This is a genomic window from Campylobacter sp., from assembly GCF_019423325.1.
In the GTDB taxonomy this organism is placed as follows: domain Bacteria; phylum Campylobacterota; class Campylobacteria; order Campylobacterales; family Campylobacteraceae; genus Campylobacter_B.
The window spans coordinates 391767-407259 of the sequence record NZ_JAHZBQ010000002.1 but is presented as its reverse complement, the minus strand read 5'-3'; the positions used below and the strand labels follow the sequence as shown (position 1 = coordinate 407259).

At 42.7% G+C, this 15493-nt stretch carries 16 protein-coding genes; 11 read left to right on the top strand and 5 right to left on the bottom strand.

Annotated elements, in window-relative coordinates; all coding sequences use genetic code 11:
• Position 1: 1 nt before the first annotated feature.
• Both prfA and rpsT read right to left on the bottom strand, forming a co-directional pair.
• Positions 2 to 1069 (bottom strand): peptide chain release factor 1, encoded by a 1068-nt coding sequence (gene prfA / locus QZ367_RS06955; protein WP_291938898.1) that lies wholly within the window; start codon positions 1067 to 1069, stop codon positions 2 to 4.
• Positions 1070 to 1093: 24 nt separating this feature from the next.
• Positions 1094 to 1366 (bottom strand): 30S ribosomal protein S20, encoded by a 273-nt coding sequence (rpsT, locus tag QZ367_RS06950; protein ID WP_291938896.1) that lies wholly within the window; start codon positions 1364 to 1366, stop codon positions 1094 to 1096.
• A 152-nt stretch (positions 1367 to 1518) separates the two neighbouring features.
• Between rpsT and glmM the strand changes: the two genes are divergently transcribed.
• The 5 genes from glmM to nhaA all read left to right on the top strand — a co-directional run bounded on the left by glmM (position 1519) and on the right by nhaA (position 5476).
• Complete coding sequence (glmM, locus tag QZ367_RS06945; RefSeq protein ID WP_291938894.1) at positions 1519 to 2859, top strand: phosphoglucosamine mutase; 1341 nt, start codon at positions 1519 to 1521, stop codon at positions 2857 to 2859.
• A gap of 98 nt (positions 2860 to 2957) precedes the next feature.
• Positions 2958 to 3419, top strand: coding sequence for a signal peptidase II (gene lspA, locus QZ367_RS06940; RefSeq protein WP_291938892.1), 462 nt, complete (start codon positions 2958 to 2960; stop codon positions 3417 to 3419).
• Complete coding sequence (locus QZ367_RS06935) at positions 3406 to 3798, top strand: SHOCT domain-containing protein (protein WP_291938890.1); 393 nt, start codon at positions 3406 to 3408, stop codon at positions 3796 to 3798. The genes lspA and QZ367_RS06935 overlap by 14 nt, the downstream gene beginning before the upstream one ends.
• Positions 3799 to 3807: 9 nt before the next feature.
• A complete protein-coding gene (locus QZ367_RS06930) occupies positions 3808 to 4248 on the top strand; it encodes a CopD family protein (RefSeq protein WP_291938887.1) in 441 nt (146 codons plus the stop codon).
• Between the two features lie 64 nt (positions 4249 to 4312).
• A complete protein-coding gene (nhaA, locus tag QZ367_RS06925; protein WP_291938885.1) occupies positions 4313 to 5476 on the top strand; it encodes a Na+/H+ antiporter NhaA in 1164 nt (387 codons plus the stop codon).
• A 157-nt stretch (positions 5477 to 5633) separates the two neighbouring features.
• On the opposite strand, the gene QZ367_RS06920 is transcribed toward nhaA, so the two are convergent.
• From QZ367_RS06920 to ruvC, 3 genes are read right to left on the bottom strand one after another with little or no spacing between them, the layout of a single operon-like run.
• Complete coding sequence (locus QZ367_RS06920) at positions 5634 to 6161, bottom strand: cysteine hydrolase family protein (RefSeq protein ID WP_291938884.1); 528 nt, start codon at positions 6159 to 6161, stop codon at positions 5634 to 5636.
• Positions 6161 to 6967 carry a nitrilase-related carbon-nitrogen hydrolase gene (locus QZ367_RS06915; protein ID WP_291938882.1) on the bottom strand — a complete coding sequence of 269 codons (807 nt, stop codon included), beginning with the start codon at positions 6965 to 6967 and terminating at the stop codon, positions 6161 to 6163. The genes QZ367_RS06920 and QZ367_RS06915 overlap by 1 nt, the downstream gene beginning before the upstream one ends.
• 10 nt (positions 6968 to 6977) lie before the next feature.
• Positions 6978 to 7457, bottom strand: a complete 480-nt coding sequence (ruvC, locus tag QZ367_RS06910; RefSeq protein ID WP_291938880.1) for a crossover junction endodeoxyribonuclease RuvC — start codon at positions 7455 to 7457, stop codon at positions 6978 to 6980.
• A gap of 110 nt (positions 7458 to 7567) precedes the next feature.
• On the opposite strand from ruvC, the gene dnaA reads away from it, so the two are divergent.
• The 6 genes from dnaA to QZ367_RS06880 all read left to right on the top strand — a co-directional run bounded on the left by dnaA (position 7568) and on the right by QZ367_RS06880 (position 15491).
• On the top strand, positions 7568 to 8896 hold the full coding sequence (gene dnaA / locus QZ367_RS06905; protein ID WP_291938878.1) for a chromosomal replication initiator protein DnaA: 1329 nt from the start codon (positions 7568 to 7570) through the stop codon (positions 8894 to 8896).
• Between the two features lie 156 nt (positions 8897 to 9052).
• Complete coding sequence (dnaN, locus tag QZ367_RS06900) at positions 9053 to 10132, top strand: DNA polymerase III subunit beta (RefSeq protein WP_291938876.1); 1080 nt, start codon at positions 9053 to 9055, stop codon at positions 10130 to 10132.
• A gap of 9 nt (positions 10133 to 10141) precedes the next feature.
• Positions 10142 to 12454, top strand: a complete 2313-nt coding sequence (gene gyrB / locus QZ367_RS06895; RefSeq protein ID WP_291938875.1) for a DNA topoisomerase (ATP-hydrolyzing) subunit B — start codon at positions 10142 to 10144, stop codon at positions 12452 to 12454.
• On the top strand, positions 12455 to 13879 hold the full coding sequence (locus tag QZ367_RS06890) for an EAL domain-containing protein (RefSeq protein ID WP_291938874.1): 1425 nt from the start codon (positions 12455 to 12457) through the stop codon (positions 13877 to 13879).
• Complete coding sequence (gene queF / locus QZ367_RS06885; RefSeq protein WP_291938873.1) at positions 13879 to 14259, top strand: preQ(1) synthase; 381 nt, start codon at positions 13879 to 13881, stop codon at positions 14257 to 14259. Before QZ367_RS06890 ends, queF begins: the two co-directional genes overlap by 1 nt.
• Positions 14256 to 15491, top strand: a complete 1236-nt coding sequence (locus QZ367_RS06880) for an HD domain-containing protein (RefSeq protein ID WP_291938872.1) — start codon at positions 14256 to 14258, stop codon at positions 15489 to 15491. Before queF ends, QZ367_RS06880 begins: the two co-directional genes overlap by 4 nt.
• The last annotated feature ends 2 nt before the right edge of the window (positions 15492 to 15493 follow it).

Genomic DNA, 15493 nt, shown 5'->3' with positions numbered 1-15493 from the left:
CTCAATAGCCCGCGTTTGCGATCGCTTCGGCTTGAGAGTGCGCTATGAGCGGATCGATGATCTCGTCGAACAAGCCCCCTGCCATGATCGCGTCCAGGCGGTAGAGAGTTAAATTTATGCGGTGGTCGCTGATGCGGTTTTGCGGATAGTTGTAGGTACGAATCCGCCCCGAGCGGTCGCCGGTACCTACCTGATCCTTGCGATCTTTGCGCTCTTTCTCTAAGCGCTCCTGCTCCTGCATATCGTAAAGGCGCGCCTTTAGCACCTTCATCGCCGCCTCTTTGTTTTTGTGCTGGTCCTTGCCGTCTTGGTTGGTGACGACTAAACCAGTCGGGATGTGAGTGATACGAACGGCGCTATCGGTGGTATTTACGGACTGCCCGCCGTGGCCGGAGCTGCGCATAACGTCGATGCGAAGATCGTTCGGATTGATCTGTATCTCGCTATCCTCGATCTCGGGCATGACGGCGACGGTGATCGCGGAGGTATGCACCCTGCCCTGACTCTCCGTTTCGGGGACGCGCTGCACGCGGTGAGTGCCACCTTCAAATTTCAGCCGCGAATACGCTCCCGCGCCCTTTACGAGCAAGATCGCTTCTTTGTAGCCGCCGACGCTGCCTTCGCTAGTGCTTACGATCTCGCATTTATAGCCGCGAAGATCGGCGTAGCGTAGATACGCGCCGAGTAGATCGCCCGCAAACAGCGCCGCTTCGTCACCGCCCGTACCGGCGCGAATCTCAAGAAAGATATTTTTATCGTCGTTTGGGTCTTTCGGAAGCAGTAAAATTTTGATTTTTTCTTCGAGCTGCGGCTTTTCGCTCTCTAAGCTTTTAAGCTCCTCTTTGGCTAGCTCGCCGAGATCGGCATCGCTTAGCAGAGCTTTGTTCTCTTCGATCTGATTTAAAATTTTAAGATACTCGCTAGCCGCCTCTTTGATCGGCTCGATATTGCGCTGCTCCTTAGATAGCGCAGTCATATTGGCGATATCTGCGGTAACTGCGGGATCACTAAGCATGCGCGAAAGCTCGTCGTAGCGATCCAAAAAGGGCTTTAGTTTATCAGCTAGCATTTAAATTTTATGCGTAAGTAGCGCTTACGCGGCGGTTTTTAAAGAATTTACGAGTTTGGCTAGGCGGCTTACTTTTCTGCTCGCGGTCTGTTTTTTCAAAAAGCCTCTGCTTACGAAGCTGTGAAAGCTTTCGTTAGCCGTTTTTAGAGCCTGAGTCGCTGCGTCTAGATCCTTGCTCTCGACCGCCTCTCTTACGGCTTTTGTGATATTTTTTACTCTGGTGCGATAAAATCTATTTCGCTCCGTTCTTTTTATGGTTTGTCTCGCGCGTTTTTCGGCGGATTTGTGATTTGCCATAACGTTCCTTTTCGGTTAAATTTGAACCTGCGATTATACGTAAAAAATATTTAATCGACGCTTAATTTAAGTGAAATTTAAAATAGCTCGAATTTATTAAGATTAAACTTTTTCTGGTAAAATTTTGCGATTACATTTTTAAGGATTTGATAATGAAACTTTTCGGGACGGACGGCGTACGAGGCAAAGCGGGAGAATTTTTGACCGCCGAGCTTGCGATGCGCGTAGCGATGGCAGCGGGAATTTATTTTAGGAAAAATTCCGTTACGAATATGATTTTAGTCGGCAAAGATACCCGCAGAAGCGGTTATATGATAGAAACCGCGATCGTAGCGGGCCTTACCTCAGTGGGCTACAACGTCCGCCAGATCGGACCGATGCCTACTCCTGCGATTGCCTTTCTTACGGAGGACATGCGCTGCGACGCCGGTATCATGATAAGCGCGAGCCACAATCCATACTACGACAACGGCATTAAATTTTTCAACAGCGAGGGCTTCAAACTCGATGAAAAAGAGGAAGCGCAGATCGAAAAAATTTATTTCAGCGACGAACTCATCTCTGAAGCGCGCACAAAAATGATGCAGATAGGCGCCGCAAAACGCGTGGACGACGTCATCGGCAGATATATCGTGCATATTAAAAATTCCTTCCCGAAGCAAAGGACGCTGCACGGGCTTCGCGTCGTGCTTGATTGTGCAAACGGAGCAAGCTACAGGGTCGCGCCTACGGTATTTAACGAGCTGGGAGCCGAAACTATCGTCATCGGCGACGAACCTAACGGCAAAAATATTAATGATGCTTGCGGCGCGTTAAGCCCGCAAAATTTAGCCTCGGAGGTCAAAAGATTACGCGCCGACGTCGGCTTTGCCTTCGACGGGGATGCCGATAGGCTCGTAGTCGTGGACGAAAACGGCGAGATCATCCACGGCGACGCGCTACTTGGAATTTTAGCAGTCTATTTGAAAGGAAAAAATCGCTTAGCAGGCAATAAAATGGTAGCCACAGTGATGAGTAATTCTGCGCTGGAGGATTTTTTAGCTAAACACGACATCGCGCTTCATCGCTGCAATGTAGGCGATAAATTTGTGCTTGAGACGATGCACGAGCTAGGTGCAAATTTCGGCGGCGAGCAGAGCGGGCACGTGATTTTCAGCGATTACGCCAAAACGGGCGACGGCATCGCAAGCGCGCTGCAATTCGCCGCCTGCATGCTAGATATGAAAAAGAAGGCAAGCGAATTTTCGGGGATGATTAAGCCCTATCCACAAATTTTAAAGAATTTAAAAATTTCGGATAAAAAGCCGCTTGAAAAATTAAAAGGGCTAAAGGAGCTTGAAGCAAGCCTTAAAGCGGACAAAATCCGCTCGCTCTTTCGCTACTCCGGCACCGAAAACGTTATCCGCCTCTTAATCGAGGGCAAAAACGAAAAGCTGCTGCAAAAGCGAATGGACGAGGTCGAGAAATTTTTTGCCAAAGCCCTAAATGAGTAGCGTTGCGGTGAAATTTTACGGCGCGGCAAGCTACCAGCTCCACACAAAAAGCGCGGGTAAAAAACGCAAGCTTTATATATTTAAATTTGGATTGCAAGATGGCTAAGACCTGTATTAAATTTATCCTGCTTTTCATGGCAATCTTTGCGATCGATCAAGCGATCAAGCTCGCGTTTTTAAACGGCTTTTCATGGCAGGGCGAGTTTTTTTCACTAGAGCTTACGCTTAACCGCGGCGTTGCGTTTTCGATGTTTGCCTTTTTGGGTGAAAATTTAAAATTTATCCAGATCGCGCTAATCTCAGCGCTTGCGGCGTATGTATTTTGTCATAAAAAGCTCTTTTGTGAGCACTGGGCACCGTTTGCGCTGATGCTTGCGGGAGGTTGTTCAAATTTACTTGATCGCTTCATTCGCAGCGGCGTAGTCGATTACGTCGCGTGGCATAAATGGTTTGAGTTTGCGGTGTTTAATTTCGCCGATGTGATGATAGATCTAGCCGTCGTGATTTTTATTTTTCAGGGCTTACGCACCGCAAAAAAGGAGAAAAATGAAGAGAAATAATTATATCGCTTACGCGCTTTGGTTTTTAGGTGCGTTTTCGTGGATCGCAGCTATGCCGATCGGCGGCGGACTGCATAGAATTTATTGCGGTAAATTTATCAGCGGATTTGCTCAAATCGCGCTATTTTGGCTAGGGAGCTTTACACTATGGTTTTTGGTGGGCTTTTTGTTTTGGGCGATTTGGGGAATTTGGATTTTGCTGGATATATTTTTCGTAGGAATTTGGGTGGAAGATTTAAATGCTTTTGTAAGTGAGACGGAGGAAGACGACTACGAGGGGCGTCTAAAAAAAGTCGATGCGCTCTTTGAGCTGTATCAAAAAGGCGCGATTTCTAAAGAAGAATTCGAGGCGCGAAAAGAAATTTTAATGAGAGATTAAGGAGAAAAAATGAGTTACTATTGGTTTAAATTTGTCCATTTTGCGGGCTTTATTTCGTGGATGGCGATGCTATTTTATATGCCGCGCCTGTATGTTTATCACGCTGAAAATTTAGACAAACCAGATTTCGTAAAGGTCGTTAAAAAAATGGAGCGGATGCTCTATCACGCGATCGGCTGGATAGCGATGGCAGTGACGGTTTTTAGCGGCGTGATGCTTATCGTTTTAAATCCGGGGCTTATGAAAATGGGGTATTTTCATATAAAATTACTAGCCGGAGTTTTGCTAATCTGTTATCATTTGTGGCTGTATTATTATATGTATAAATTTGAAAAAAACGAGTGCCACAGAAGCGGAAAATACTTCCGTGCGATCAACGAAGGCCCTACGATCATAATGTTTATAATACTTTATGCGATGCTAATAATGCCGAATTTACCGAGCAACTAGCCCGTTTTGATAAAAATTTAATTAAAATTTGCATAAAATTAGAGCAAAATTTTAAAGGAAGCATGTGCAACATATCATTAAGAAAATTTTATCAAGCGAAAGTAGCGCCGGCGTTATATTACTTCTATCCGCGGTTTTTGCGATCGTAGCTCAAAATGTAGAATTTTTATCTAAATATTACGAAGCGTTTTTACATCTAAGTTTTACCATAGGCATGGGTTCTGCGAAACTTGACGAATCAATGCATTTTTTGGTAAACGACGTGCTCATGGCGATATTTTTCTTTGCCATCGGACTTGAGCTCAAGCGCGAAAAGATCGAAGGGCAGTTGCGCCATTTCTCTCAAATTTTACTTCCTAGCTTCGCGGCTTTGGGCGGAGTAATGATGCCTGCGATCATATTTTCGATCATCAACTGGGGCGATGCCGTCGCGATGAAGGGCTGGGCGATCCCTACGGCGACCGACATAGCCTTTGCCGTGGGCGTGATGGCACTTTTAGGCAAAAAAATCCCAGCTAGCCTTAAAATTTTCGTTTTGACGCTTGCGATAATGGACGATCTGTGTGCAATTTTAATCATCGCTTTGTTTTATTCCTCAACCATAAACGCAATATATCTAGGCGGTGCAGCTGCCTGTGTCGCAATAATGCTAGCGATGAGCAGACTTGGTGTCGATAAAAAGCTTCCGTTTATCATCGTGGCCGTGGTGCTGTGGGTGATGGTACTAAACTCCGGTATCCACGCGACCATCGCAGGAGTGCTTGCGGGTTTTTGTATCCCGCTTAAGACCCGCTCGGGCTCTATGCTAAAGGATATGGAGCACGGACTAGCCTACCCCGTAAATTTCTTCATCCTGCCAATCTTTGCCTTTACAAACGCAGGCGTTTCGCTAGCGGGTATCAGTCCTAGCTTCCTTTTCGGTCCGGTGCCGATGGGTATAATGCTAGGGCTATTTTTCGGTAAACAGATCGGAATTTTTACCTTTAGCTGGATCTTAATCAAAGCCAAAATCGCTTACATGCCCGAAAATGCAGGCTGGCCGCAGCTTTATGCAGTAGCAATTATCTGTGGTATCGGCTTTACGATGGCACTTTTCGTAGACGGTCTAGCATACGGCGGTAGCGATATGTATCATTACACGGACAAGCTCGCGGTATTTTTAGGCTCGATAATTTCTGGAGTAGTTGGATTTTTCGTCGCAAAAGCAGTCGCGGTAAAACAAAGCTAAAATCCGTAAAGGGTTAGAGTCTTAAAATTCTACGAGTAACACAAAATTTGAAAATTCTACCGCTCAAAAAATTTCAAAATTTTAAGAGCGGCTCTAAATTTTAAAAATTTATACGCTACAAAATTTTGCTTAAAATTCTATTTGAATCAAGCGCAGCTTAAATCACCAAAATCCCCGCATTTTGCATTAAGCTTAGCGTGCATTCGTCATAGTAGCCGCGCTCATGGTTCGGCGCATCGTATGTAGCTACCGCACCTCGCGGAACGATGACGTCCTTATCCTCTCCCGTTTCGTTGAGATAGGTGCGCAGGCTAAGCGCAAACTGCATCACGCAGATGTCGGTGCAACAGCCCGTAATCACAAAGCGATCGAAGCCGCCCAGAATTTTCTTATCCAAATTATGAAAGCCGTTCGTGCTACGCTTAAAAGTGACGTTTTGCTCGCTTACGTAGGGCGCGAGCTCCTCGATCACCTCCGCTTCGGGCGAGCCAACTAGACAGTGGATCGGGTAGCGCTTCATCTCCAAATCCCGCTCGGCGTGAGCGTCGCAGATGAAATGCACGTTTTTCGCCGCCTCAATCTGTTTAAGCACCGCAGGAGCGATCTTTGCTATGCTGGGATCGGCCATCGCGCCGAATTTTACGAAGCCGTTTAGCATATCGATCACAAATACCAAAGTTTTCATCAAAACTCCTTATAAATTTTAGGTTTCATATCTTTTAAAAGATCCATTTTAGCGCGAAATTTTAAAATTTCGTCTAAATCCGCTCGAGCAATCTTCACGGCCTCTTTTTTGCCTAAGCGAGCGACGATCTCGCCGCTCGGACCGATCAGCATGGAATTTCCGCCGAAACTCTCGCCCTGACCCGTATAGCCGCAGCCGTTTACCGCGCAGATAAAAATTTGATTTTCGATCGCACGGGCCTTAGCGAGCGTGATAAAATGCTCTATGCGGCTCTGCGCGAACTGCGCGATTACGAAAACTACCTGCGCGCCGCGAAGCGCTAAAGCGCGAAAAATTTCACAAAAGCGCAGATCATAGCAAACCGCGACGCCGATTTTGACCGCGCGATTTTGAAATTTTATCTCGCAAATGCCTAGCTTATCACCGCTGCTTACGATCTCATTTTCGCGAGCGAGCGAGAAGGCGTGGATCTTGTCGTAGCGTAAAATTTCGGCTCCGTTTTGATAGATGAAAGCGGAATTGTAAATTTTATTTTGCCTAGAATTTATCGCTCCACCAATCAAAACAGCGCCGCCTTTTTGCGAAATTTCGCTTAAAAATTTTTTCGTATGAGCAGCGTTCGTATCGGCGAGCTCTTTAAATTTAGCCGTATTAAAGCCCATATTAAATGCCTCGGGCAGAACCGCTACGTCCGCGCCTCTTTTTAACGCACGATCTATAAGCTCGCGCGCGCGAATAAAATTTTGCTCACAATCTGCAAAATTTTGAGCCATTTTCACGTCCATTTGCAAAATAGCGATTTTCATATAAACCCTCCTATTTAGGCGCTAAGCGCATAACATTTGCATGCGTAAGCGCGATAGCTATGGCATCGGTGATGTCAAGCGGCTTAATCTCCTTATTAATCCCCAAGATCCGCTTCACCATGAAAGCAACTTGTTCCTTCGCCGCCTTCGCCTTTCCGGTGACCGATTTTTTTACCTGAAGCGGCGTGTATTCGGCAAAATTTCCAAAAATTTGTAAAATTTTAAGAGCCAGCGCGCCGCGAAACTGAGCGAGCTTTAAAACAGACTGCGGATTGTAGGCATAAAACATCGATTCTATCGCGACCTCATCGATCTTATGAGCGCTAAAAATTTGATCGATCGCCTCGCTCATCTGCGTCATTTGAAATTGCACGTTTTCGGCCTTCATTTTCACAAGTCCCGCCTCTATGAGGGTGATTTTATTCACATCTTTTTCCAAAACAGCATAGCCTAAATTTCTAGTTCCCGGATCGATTCCTAAAATTTTCATAACACTCTTTCACGCTTATTCACGGCTTAATCACAAGTGAATAAACTTAAATTTACCGCAAATTTAGCGAAATTTAGCTAAAATCTTAATCTAATTTGTAAGGGAATTTTATGGCGACGTCGCAAGCACAAGAAATTTTATCGAATTTAGAGAAGGAAATTTTGCCTACCGAATACTCTAGATACATTAAAAATTTGAAATTTAACGATAAAAACTCGACCTCGGAATTTTTCATTTATAACGCAACTAACGAGTTTATAGCCAAATATGCCCAGACAAAATACGGTACTAAAATAAAAGAGCTTATCAAAAAACAGTTCGGTCTTAGCGACGTAATCGTCAAAATCACCTCAAAAGCTAAAATTTCACCGAAAGAAAAGGTAAAAATCATCTCCGAAAAGCCTAAGAGCACAATTTTAAGCGAAAACTACAACTTCGAAAATTTCATCATCGGCGATTCAAATAAATTTGCTTTTGAGTGCTCAATTACCGTCGCAAAAGAGCCCGGAATCCGCTTTAATCCGCTTTTTATCTACGGACCTAGCGGACTTGGCAAAACTCACCTACTTCAATCGATCGGAAATTACTGCATTAAAAAAGGAAAAACCGTTATCTGCGTCACCAGCGAGCAGTTTGCCAACGATTTTGTCTTTAATCTCAAAAACAACTCAATCGATAAATTTAAACAAAAATACCGCAACTGCGATGTTTTACTCATCGACGACATTCAGTTTTTAATCGGGCGTGACAAAGCTCAAGAAGAGCTTTTTTATACGTTTAACGAGCTGAAAGACAAAAACTGCCAAATCGTCCTTACCAACGACCTACCACCAAAATTCCTAAAAGGCTTTGAAAGTCGCCTGACAACGCGGTTTGAAAGCGGCATAATAGCAAACATCACTCCGCCGGATCTCGAAACTAAAATCGCCATTATCAATAAAAAGAGCGAGGAAAATCGCGTTAGAATTCCACACGACGTCGTAGAATATATCGCCGCAAATATGGGCGATAATATCCGTGAGATTGAAGGCGCGATAAACAAACTAAATGCCTATTCGTCGATACTTCGCACGAAAATCACGCTAGAATTTACCAAAAGTACGCTACAAGATCAGATCCATCAAAAATATTCAAGCGTGAGTCTCGAACACGTCATAGAGGTGATTTCAAAAGAACTGAACGTAAAACCTAGCGAGCTAAAGAGCAAAACGCGAGCTAAAAACGTCGTCGAAGCGCGCCAAATTTGCATATATCTAACCAAACAGTTAACTCAAAACTCAATGCCAAAAATCGCCGCATTTTTTAATCTAAAAGATCACAGCGCCATCAGCAAAAATATCAAAAAAATCAACGAGCTCATTCAAACCGACGAGATATTAAAGATAAAAATTGAAGAGCTAAAAAACAAAATAACCAAAAAGGATAAGAATGAAATTTAGACTTTATGAAAATAAAGCAAAAAAGGTGAATAAAAGTGAATAAAACAAAGCTACTTACTCACTGGATAAACTACCTAAAGACAAGCTTTAGGATAAGTTTTTCACAAAAACCTCTTACCAACTACTACAACGATAAAAATTTAAAAGGATAAAAATATGAAAGTGTTAATCACTAAAAAACTTTTAGAAGAGATAGTTTCCAATACCAGCTCCTATCTCGATAAGAAAGATCTAAGCTCGATAACTTCGCATCTTTTGATGAGCGCTAAAGATGGAATTTTTAGTATAAAAGCTACCGATCATGAAATCGGTTTAAGCTACAATCTACAAAATGTCTCGATAGAAACAGAGGGAGAAGCTACGGCAAACGGAGGCAAACTTCTTAGCGTTATTAAAGGCTTAAGCGACGATAACGTAATTTTAGAAACCGTTAACGGAGCGCTATTTGTGAAGCAAAAAAAATCCAAGTACAAGCTTCCGATGTTTGAAACGAGGGATTTTCCGAGCTTTCCTACAATAGATGGTAAAAACAGCTTTGACGTAAATGCTGGAATTTTAGGCAGAAGCCTTAAAAAGATCTATCCGTCGATCGATACGAACAATCCAAAATATGAGCTAAACGGCGCTTTAATCGACGTAAAAGAGGGATTTTTAAATTTAGTCGGAACCGATACTAAGCGACTTAGTGTTTATAAGCTGATTACTCAATCAAAAGCGGGCGAGCTAGATACTAAAATTTTAATCCCTAAAAAGGCGATAGGCGAAATTCAAAAGCTATTTTCGGATAAAATTAAAATTTACTACGACGAAAACGTGCTACTAGCGGTGAGCGAAAATTTTGAGTTTTTTACAAAGCTTATTAACGGCAAATTTCCAAACTATGAGCGCGTTATTCCAAGCGATACGGCGTATAAAATTTTAATCCCGCGCGATAAGATGGTAAGCGGCGTGCGAGCGATAAACGCAATGTGCGAGGAGATGAAGGTTACCATTAAAAAGGACGGAATGGTTTTTGAGAGCATCAATGAGGATAATTCCGAGGCAAAGACCGAAATTGAAGCGGCGATCGATATAAACGGCGAGATAGTCTTCGGCGTGAAAAATCGCTTTCTGCTTGATTTTTTAAGTAACATAGAGAGCGAAATTTTTGAGCTTAATTTTAACAGCTCCGATACGGCGTTCGTACTTAGCGCGGACGGCCTAAAAACGGTTGTCATGCCGATAAATAATATTTAAAGGAAAATTATGAAACAAAATTATGGCGCCAGTAATATTAAAGTTTTAAAAGGTCTTGAGGCTGTTAGAAAGCGACCTGGAATGTATATCGGAGACACCAATATCGGCGGACTTCATCATATGATTTATGAGGTTGTAGATAATTCAATCGATGAGGCGATGGCAGGGTACTGCGACATAATCGACGTCGAGATCACGAGTGAGGGAAGCTGCATCGTTAGCGATAACGGTCGTGGAATTCCCGTCGATATACACCCGACTGAAAAAATTCCTGCTGCGACGGTGGTTCTGACCGTGCTTCACGCAGGCGGTAAATTTGACAAAGACACTTATAAAGTCTCCGGTGGTCTGCACGGCGTGGGCGTTAGCGTTGTAAATGCGCTCTCAAAAAAGCTCGTTGCTACGATCAAACGTGACGGAAATATTTATAGACAAGAATTTGCCAAAGGAATTCCTACTACCGAGCTTGAAAAGATAAAAACTACTAATCGCACGGGCACTACGATCGAGTTTTGGCCCGACGGCGAAATTTTTGAAATTTTAGAATTTGACGATGAAATTTTATCAAAAAGATTTCGCGAGCTAGCGTATCTAAATCCAAAAATTACGATAAATTTTAAAGATAATCGCACGGGCAGAGACGAGCACTTTCACTTCGAAGGCGGCTTGGAGAGCTTCGTAAACGATATGAATAAAGCGCCTGCCATATCCAAAGCCGTATCGTTTAGTGATAGCGCGGATGATGTTATGGTCGATTTTGCGCTGATGTATAACGAAACGTATAGTGAAATTTTATTAAGCTTCGTAAATAATATCAAAACTCCGGACGGCGGTACGCACGAGGCGGGTTTTAGAGCGGGTCTTACGCGTGCGATAACAAATTACGTCGCGGCAAATGCGGCTGCGCGCGAAAAAGACACGAAGATTACTGGTGATGACGTTCGCGAAGGGCTTATCGCTGTAATTAGCGTAAAGGTTCCCGAACCGCAGTTCGAGGGACAGACGAAGGGGAAATTAGGTTCCAGCTACGTCAAGCCGATCGTGCAAAAGATGGCGTTTGAGGTGCTTAGCAAGTATTTTGAAGAAAATCCGATCGAAGCGCGCGCCATTATGAATAAGGCTCTTTTAGCCGCGCGCGGTCGCGAAGCGGCAAAAAAAGCGCGCGATCTAACTCGCAAAAAAGACAATATAAATTCCGTCGGCACCCTTCCGGGAAAGCTAGCCGATTGCCAGAGTAAGGATGCAAGCATTAGCGAAATTTATCTAGTCGAGGGCGATAGCGCGGGCGGTTCGGCGAAACAGGGAAGAGACCGCGTGTTTCAAGCGATATTGCCGCTTAGAGGTAAAATTTTAAACGTAGAAAAGGCGCGGCTGGATAGAATTTTACAATCCGAAGAGATTAAAAATATGATCACGGCCTTTGGCTGCGGCATCGGCGAGGAATTTAACGAAGAAAAGCTCCGCTATCACAAAATCATCATTATGACCGATGCGGACGTCGACGGCAGCCACATCCAGACGCTGCTTCTAACATTTTTCTTTAGGTTTTTACGTCCTATCGTGGAAAATGGCTATGTTTATCTGGCGCAGCCGCCGCTTTTTAGATATAAAAAGGGAAAAAAAGAGATTTATCTGAAAGACGAAAAAGCGCTTAGCGAGTTTTTGATCGAAACGGGCATCGATATGGGAGAGTTTGAAGGCATCGGCAACGAGGATTTGATCGATTATCTAAAAATAGTTTCAAACTACCGCTCGCTTCTGAATGAGCTTAAAAAGCGCTTCAGCGTGCTTAGCGCGATCAGATTTTTAATAGAAAACGACGAAGCGCGAAGCCTCGGCTATGAGGAGCTATTTGAAATTTTAAAACCGCGCCTGCAGAGCGAAGGATTTAATATTTTAAATTCATATGTAAATGATGAAGGCATTAGAATTTATGTCCAAACTCCGAGTGGCCTAGAACAGCTTGTGATAGATGAGAATTTATTTAGCAATTATATCTTTGAAGAGGCAATTAGAATTTATTCAAAAATTAAAGAGCGGGATGTAAGCTTTGGCAAGGATTTTATTGAAATTTTAGACGAAATCGAAAAAAGCTCGAAAAAAGGCGCTTATATTCAGCGCTACAAAGGTCTTGGAGAGATGAATCCAGAGCAGCTTTGGGAAACTACTATGAGCCCTGAAAATAGAAGGCTTTTAAAAATTAGTATTGCAGACGCACAGAGCGCTAGCGATACCTTTAATCTTTTCATGGGCGATGAGGTCGAGCCGCGCCGAAACTACATCCAAGATCATGCAAAAGATGTAAAACATTTGGACGTTTAGATGCTATTTAGTGAGACCAAAGAGCGCGAAAACCGCTTCATAACGGCGCTTAAAATTTCGGTGCCATTTACCTGCGTTTTGATTGTTTTCGGAATTATTTTATTCCGAAATGGTGAGTTCAAATTTGACGACGTAATTTTATTTTTGATACTTTTAACCTGCTATGTTTATTATGTCATCTATCAAATTTATTTCGGCTTTCAAAAGACTCTGATTGATCCCGTTACTCACGTGTTTGTGCGCGAGGAGATCGAAAAAATTTTAAGCAACGATCTAGCTAAAAATCGTCAAATAAATATCGTTCTTTTGCGAATTAAAAATATCATCGACATAAACGATCGATATGGTTATAAAAACGGCGATGAAATTTTATATGAGTATTGTAAGGAACTTTCAAATTTTATGGCGGAGCAGGGTTTTAAGGACCTTCCGATCGGGCGCTTTATAAACGGCTACTTTGTATTCGGAGTGGAATCAAAAGCTACAAATTTAAGTCATATTTTGCGAATGTTTGAACATAAAATTTCAAGTCAAACGATTAAAAATGTAGAGATAAAAAGCGAATTTGCAATGCTTCCAAGTTCATATGATCGCAATCTAAATAATATTGTAAATGCGCTATTTTATAAGATAAATCACCTGGACGACGAAGAACACGGAGAAAAAGCGATCGACGTAGAAAAGGTATTAATCGACGTATTTTCCGCCGACGTTATGGAAGCGATCGATAGTGAAAATTTTAGCTTTAAATATCAGCGCGTTGCAGATAAAAACGGCGTAAAATCGCATATAAATTTGATCCCGAAGCTCGATCTAAGAAGCGGCGAAAAGATCACAAAAAGTAGAATTTTAGATATCTTGCTTCTAAATCATTACGATATTAAATACGATATTTCGATGATGAGGCAAATTTCTAGAATCATCTATTTTAAAGATATTGACGCTAAAATTTTTATCGAGATTATGCCTCAGACGCTGCGAAATAACGAGTTTCGCAATGAAATTTTAAAGCTTATCGATAATAATCTGATCGATCCGAAAAAGATCGTGTTTGAGTTTAACGAAAAGCTTATCTATTCGGAGATCAAGCGCTTTGACGAAATTTTGATTAAATTCCGCGAACTTGGATTTAGCTTCGCGCTGTCGCAGTTCGGCGGCTCGAACGCGAGCTTTGAGTATTTAAAATTTCTAAACGTCGATTTTATTGTTTATGATATAGAATTTAACAAAAATTTAGACGATGAAAAGATTAAAAATATATTTATTGGCATTAATGAAGCCTGCGCAAAATCGGGCGTCAAAACCATAATGCGCTTTGTAGATAAGCAGGAATTTCAAATGCAGCTTTATAAAATGGGTATCGATTATATTCAGGGATTTTGCGTCGAAAAACCGAATGATATATCGAATTTAAGGAGATCATAGTGAGATACGGCGAAGAGGAAATTGAGAAATTTGACATAGAAAAGATGGAAGTTTGGCCCAACAAACAGGAGCGCGACTATCTAATAAAAATCACCCTGCCCGAGTTTTGCTGCCGCTGCCCGCGCTCTGGCTATCCGGACTTTGCGACGATCTATTTTGAATATATCCCGGATAAGCTCGTAGTGGAGCTTAAGGCGATTAAAATTTACATAAATTCCTTCATGAATCGCTACATCAGCCACGAGGATAGCATAAATGAAATTTACGGCGCGCTTCAAAACAAGCTAAAGCCTAAATTTATGAAAATCACGGGCGATTTTAATCCGCGCGGCAACGTCCACACGGTAATCGAAATAAACTCGGATCAAATTTATCGATGATAAGCTCAAATTTAGTCGAACAAATTTTTAAATCCGCAAGCATTAGCCGCTGGAACGATTACCCAAAGATGGTAAGTTTAGTTGAGCTCGACAAGCAGGCGCATAAATTTATCATCGCTTATTTTATCGCTAGCTTTGAGCGCGACGTGGATATCAACTACGTCATCGAAGCGGGGATTTTCGAGTTTTTAGCGCGTATCGTAGTAACCGACATCCGTCCGGACGTCTTTCATCAGATCCAAAAAACCAAGAAAAAAAAGATCAACGAATGGGTTCTAAGTGTCCTAGAAAGCGATCTTTTGCCTATTCAAAATGGCGCTTTTTTCGAGCGATTTAAAAAATATCTAAATTCCAAAGATCATAAGAAAGAAGCGGTGATCTTAAAGGCAGCTAGTTACCTCTCTACGCGGTGGGAATTTAACATCGTCTATCAAACTAGCCAGTTTTTAAACGACATCGAGGAGCTAAAAGCCAAGGTGGATGAGGAGCTCGAGGATTATTACGAGCTTATCGGCGTGCGAAAGATCGTGATGAATAAAAAGCTCGCCCGCATAGTCGATCTTAGTGGTAGACTTCGTTTTCAAAAGCGCTGGGCGCAGACGCCGCGCATCCCTGAGACATCGGTGCTTGGACATATGCTGGTAGTCGCGATTTTAAGCTACTTTTTTTCGCTTGAAGTGGATGCGTGCCGCTCGCGCACGGCGTATAATTTTTTCTGCGCGCTATTTCATGATTTGCCCGAAAGCCTCACTCGCGACATCATTAGCCCCGTAAAATACGGCGTCAAAGGCCTTAGCGACATCATCGGCGAATATGAGATGCGGCTAATAGACGATAAAATTTTGCCTTTCGTGCCGGAACATATGAGAGATGATTTTAGTTATATTTTGGGTATCCGCAAAGAGGGCGGTAAATTTATAAAAGATGAGTTTGAAAACCGCACCTTCGAGCTAGGCAAGGAGCCTAAATTTGCAGAAGGTAGCCTAAAGATGTTTAACGAAGATAAATTTCGCGCGATTGACGGCAAAGCGCTTAAGTATTGCGATAAGCTAGCGGCGTTTTTCGAGGCTGGAATTTCGATTAGTTACGGCGTAAAGAGCAAGGAGCTGCTTAGCGGGTATAATTCGATGTTAGAGTTTTTCAAAGCCAAGCCAAAAATCGAAGGCGTCGATTTTTATAGTGTTTGTGAGGATTTCAAAGAGCATTTTGGGCTTAATAGGATCGATTTATAAAA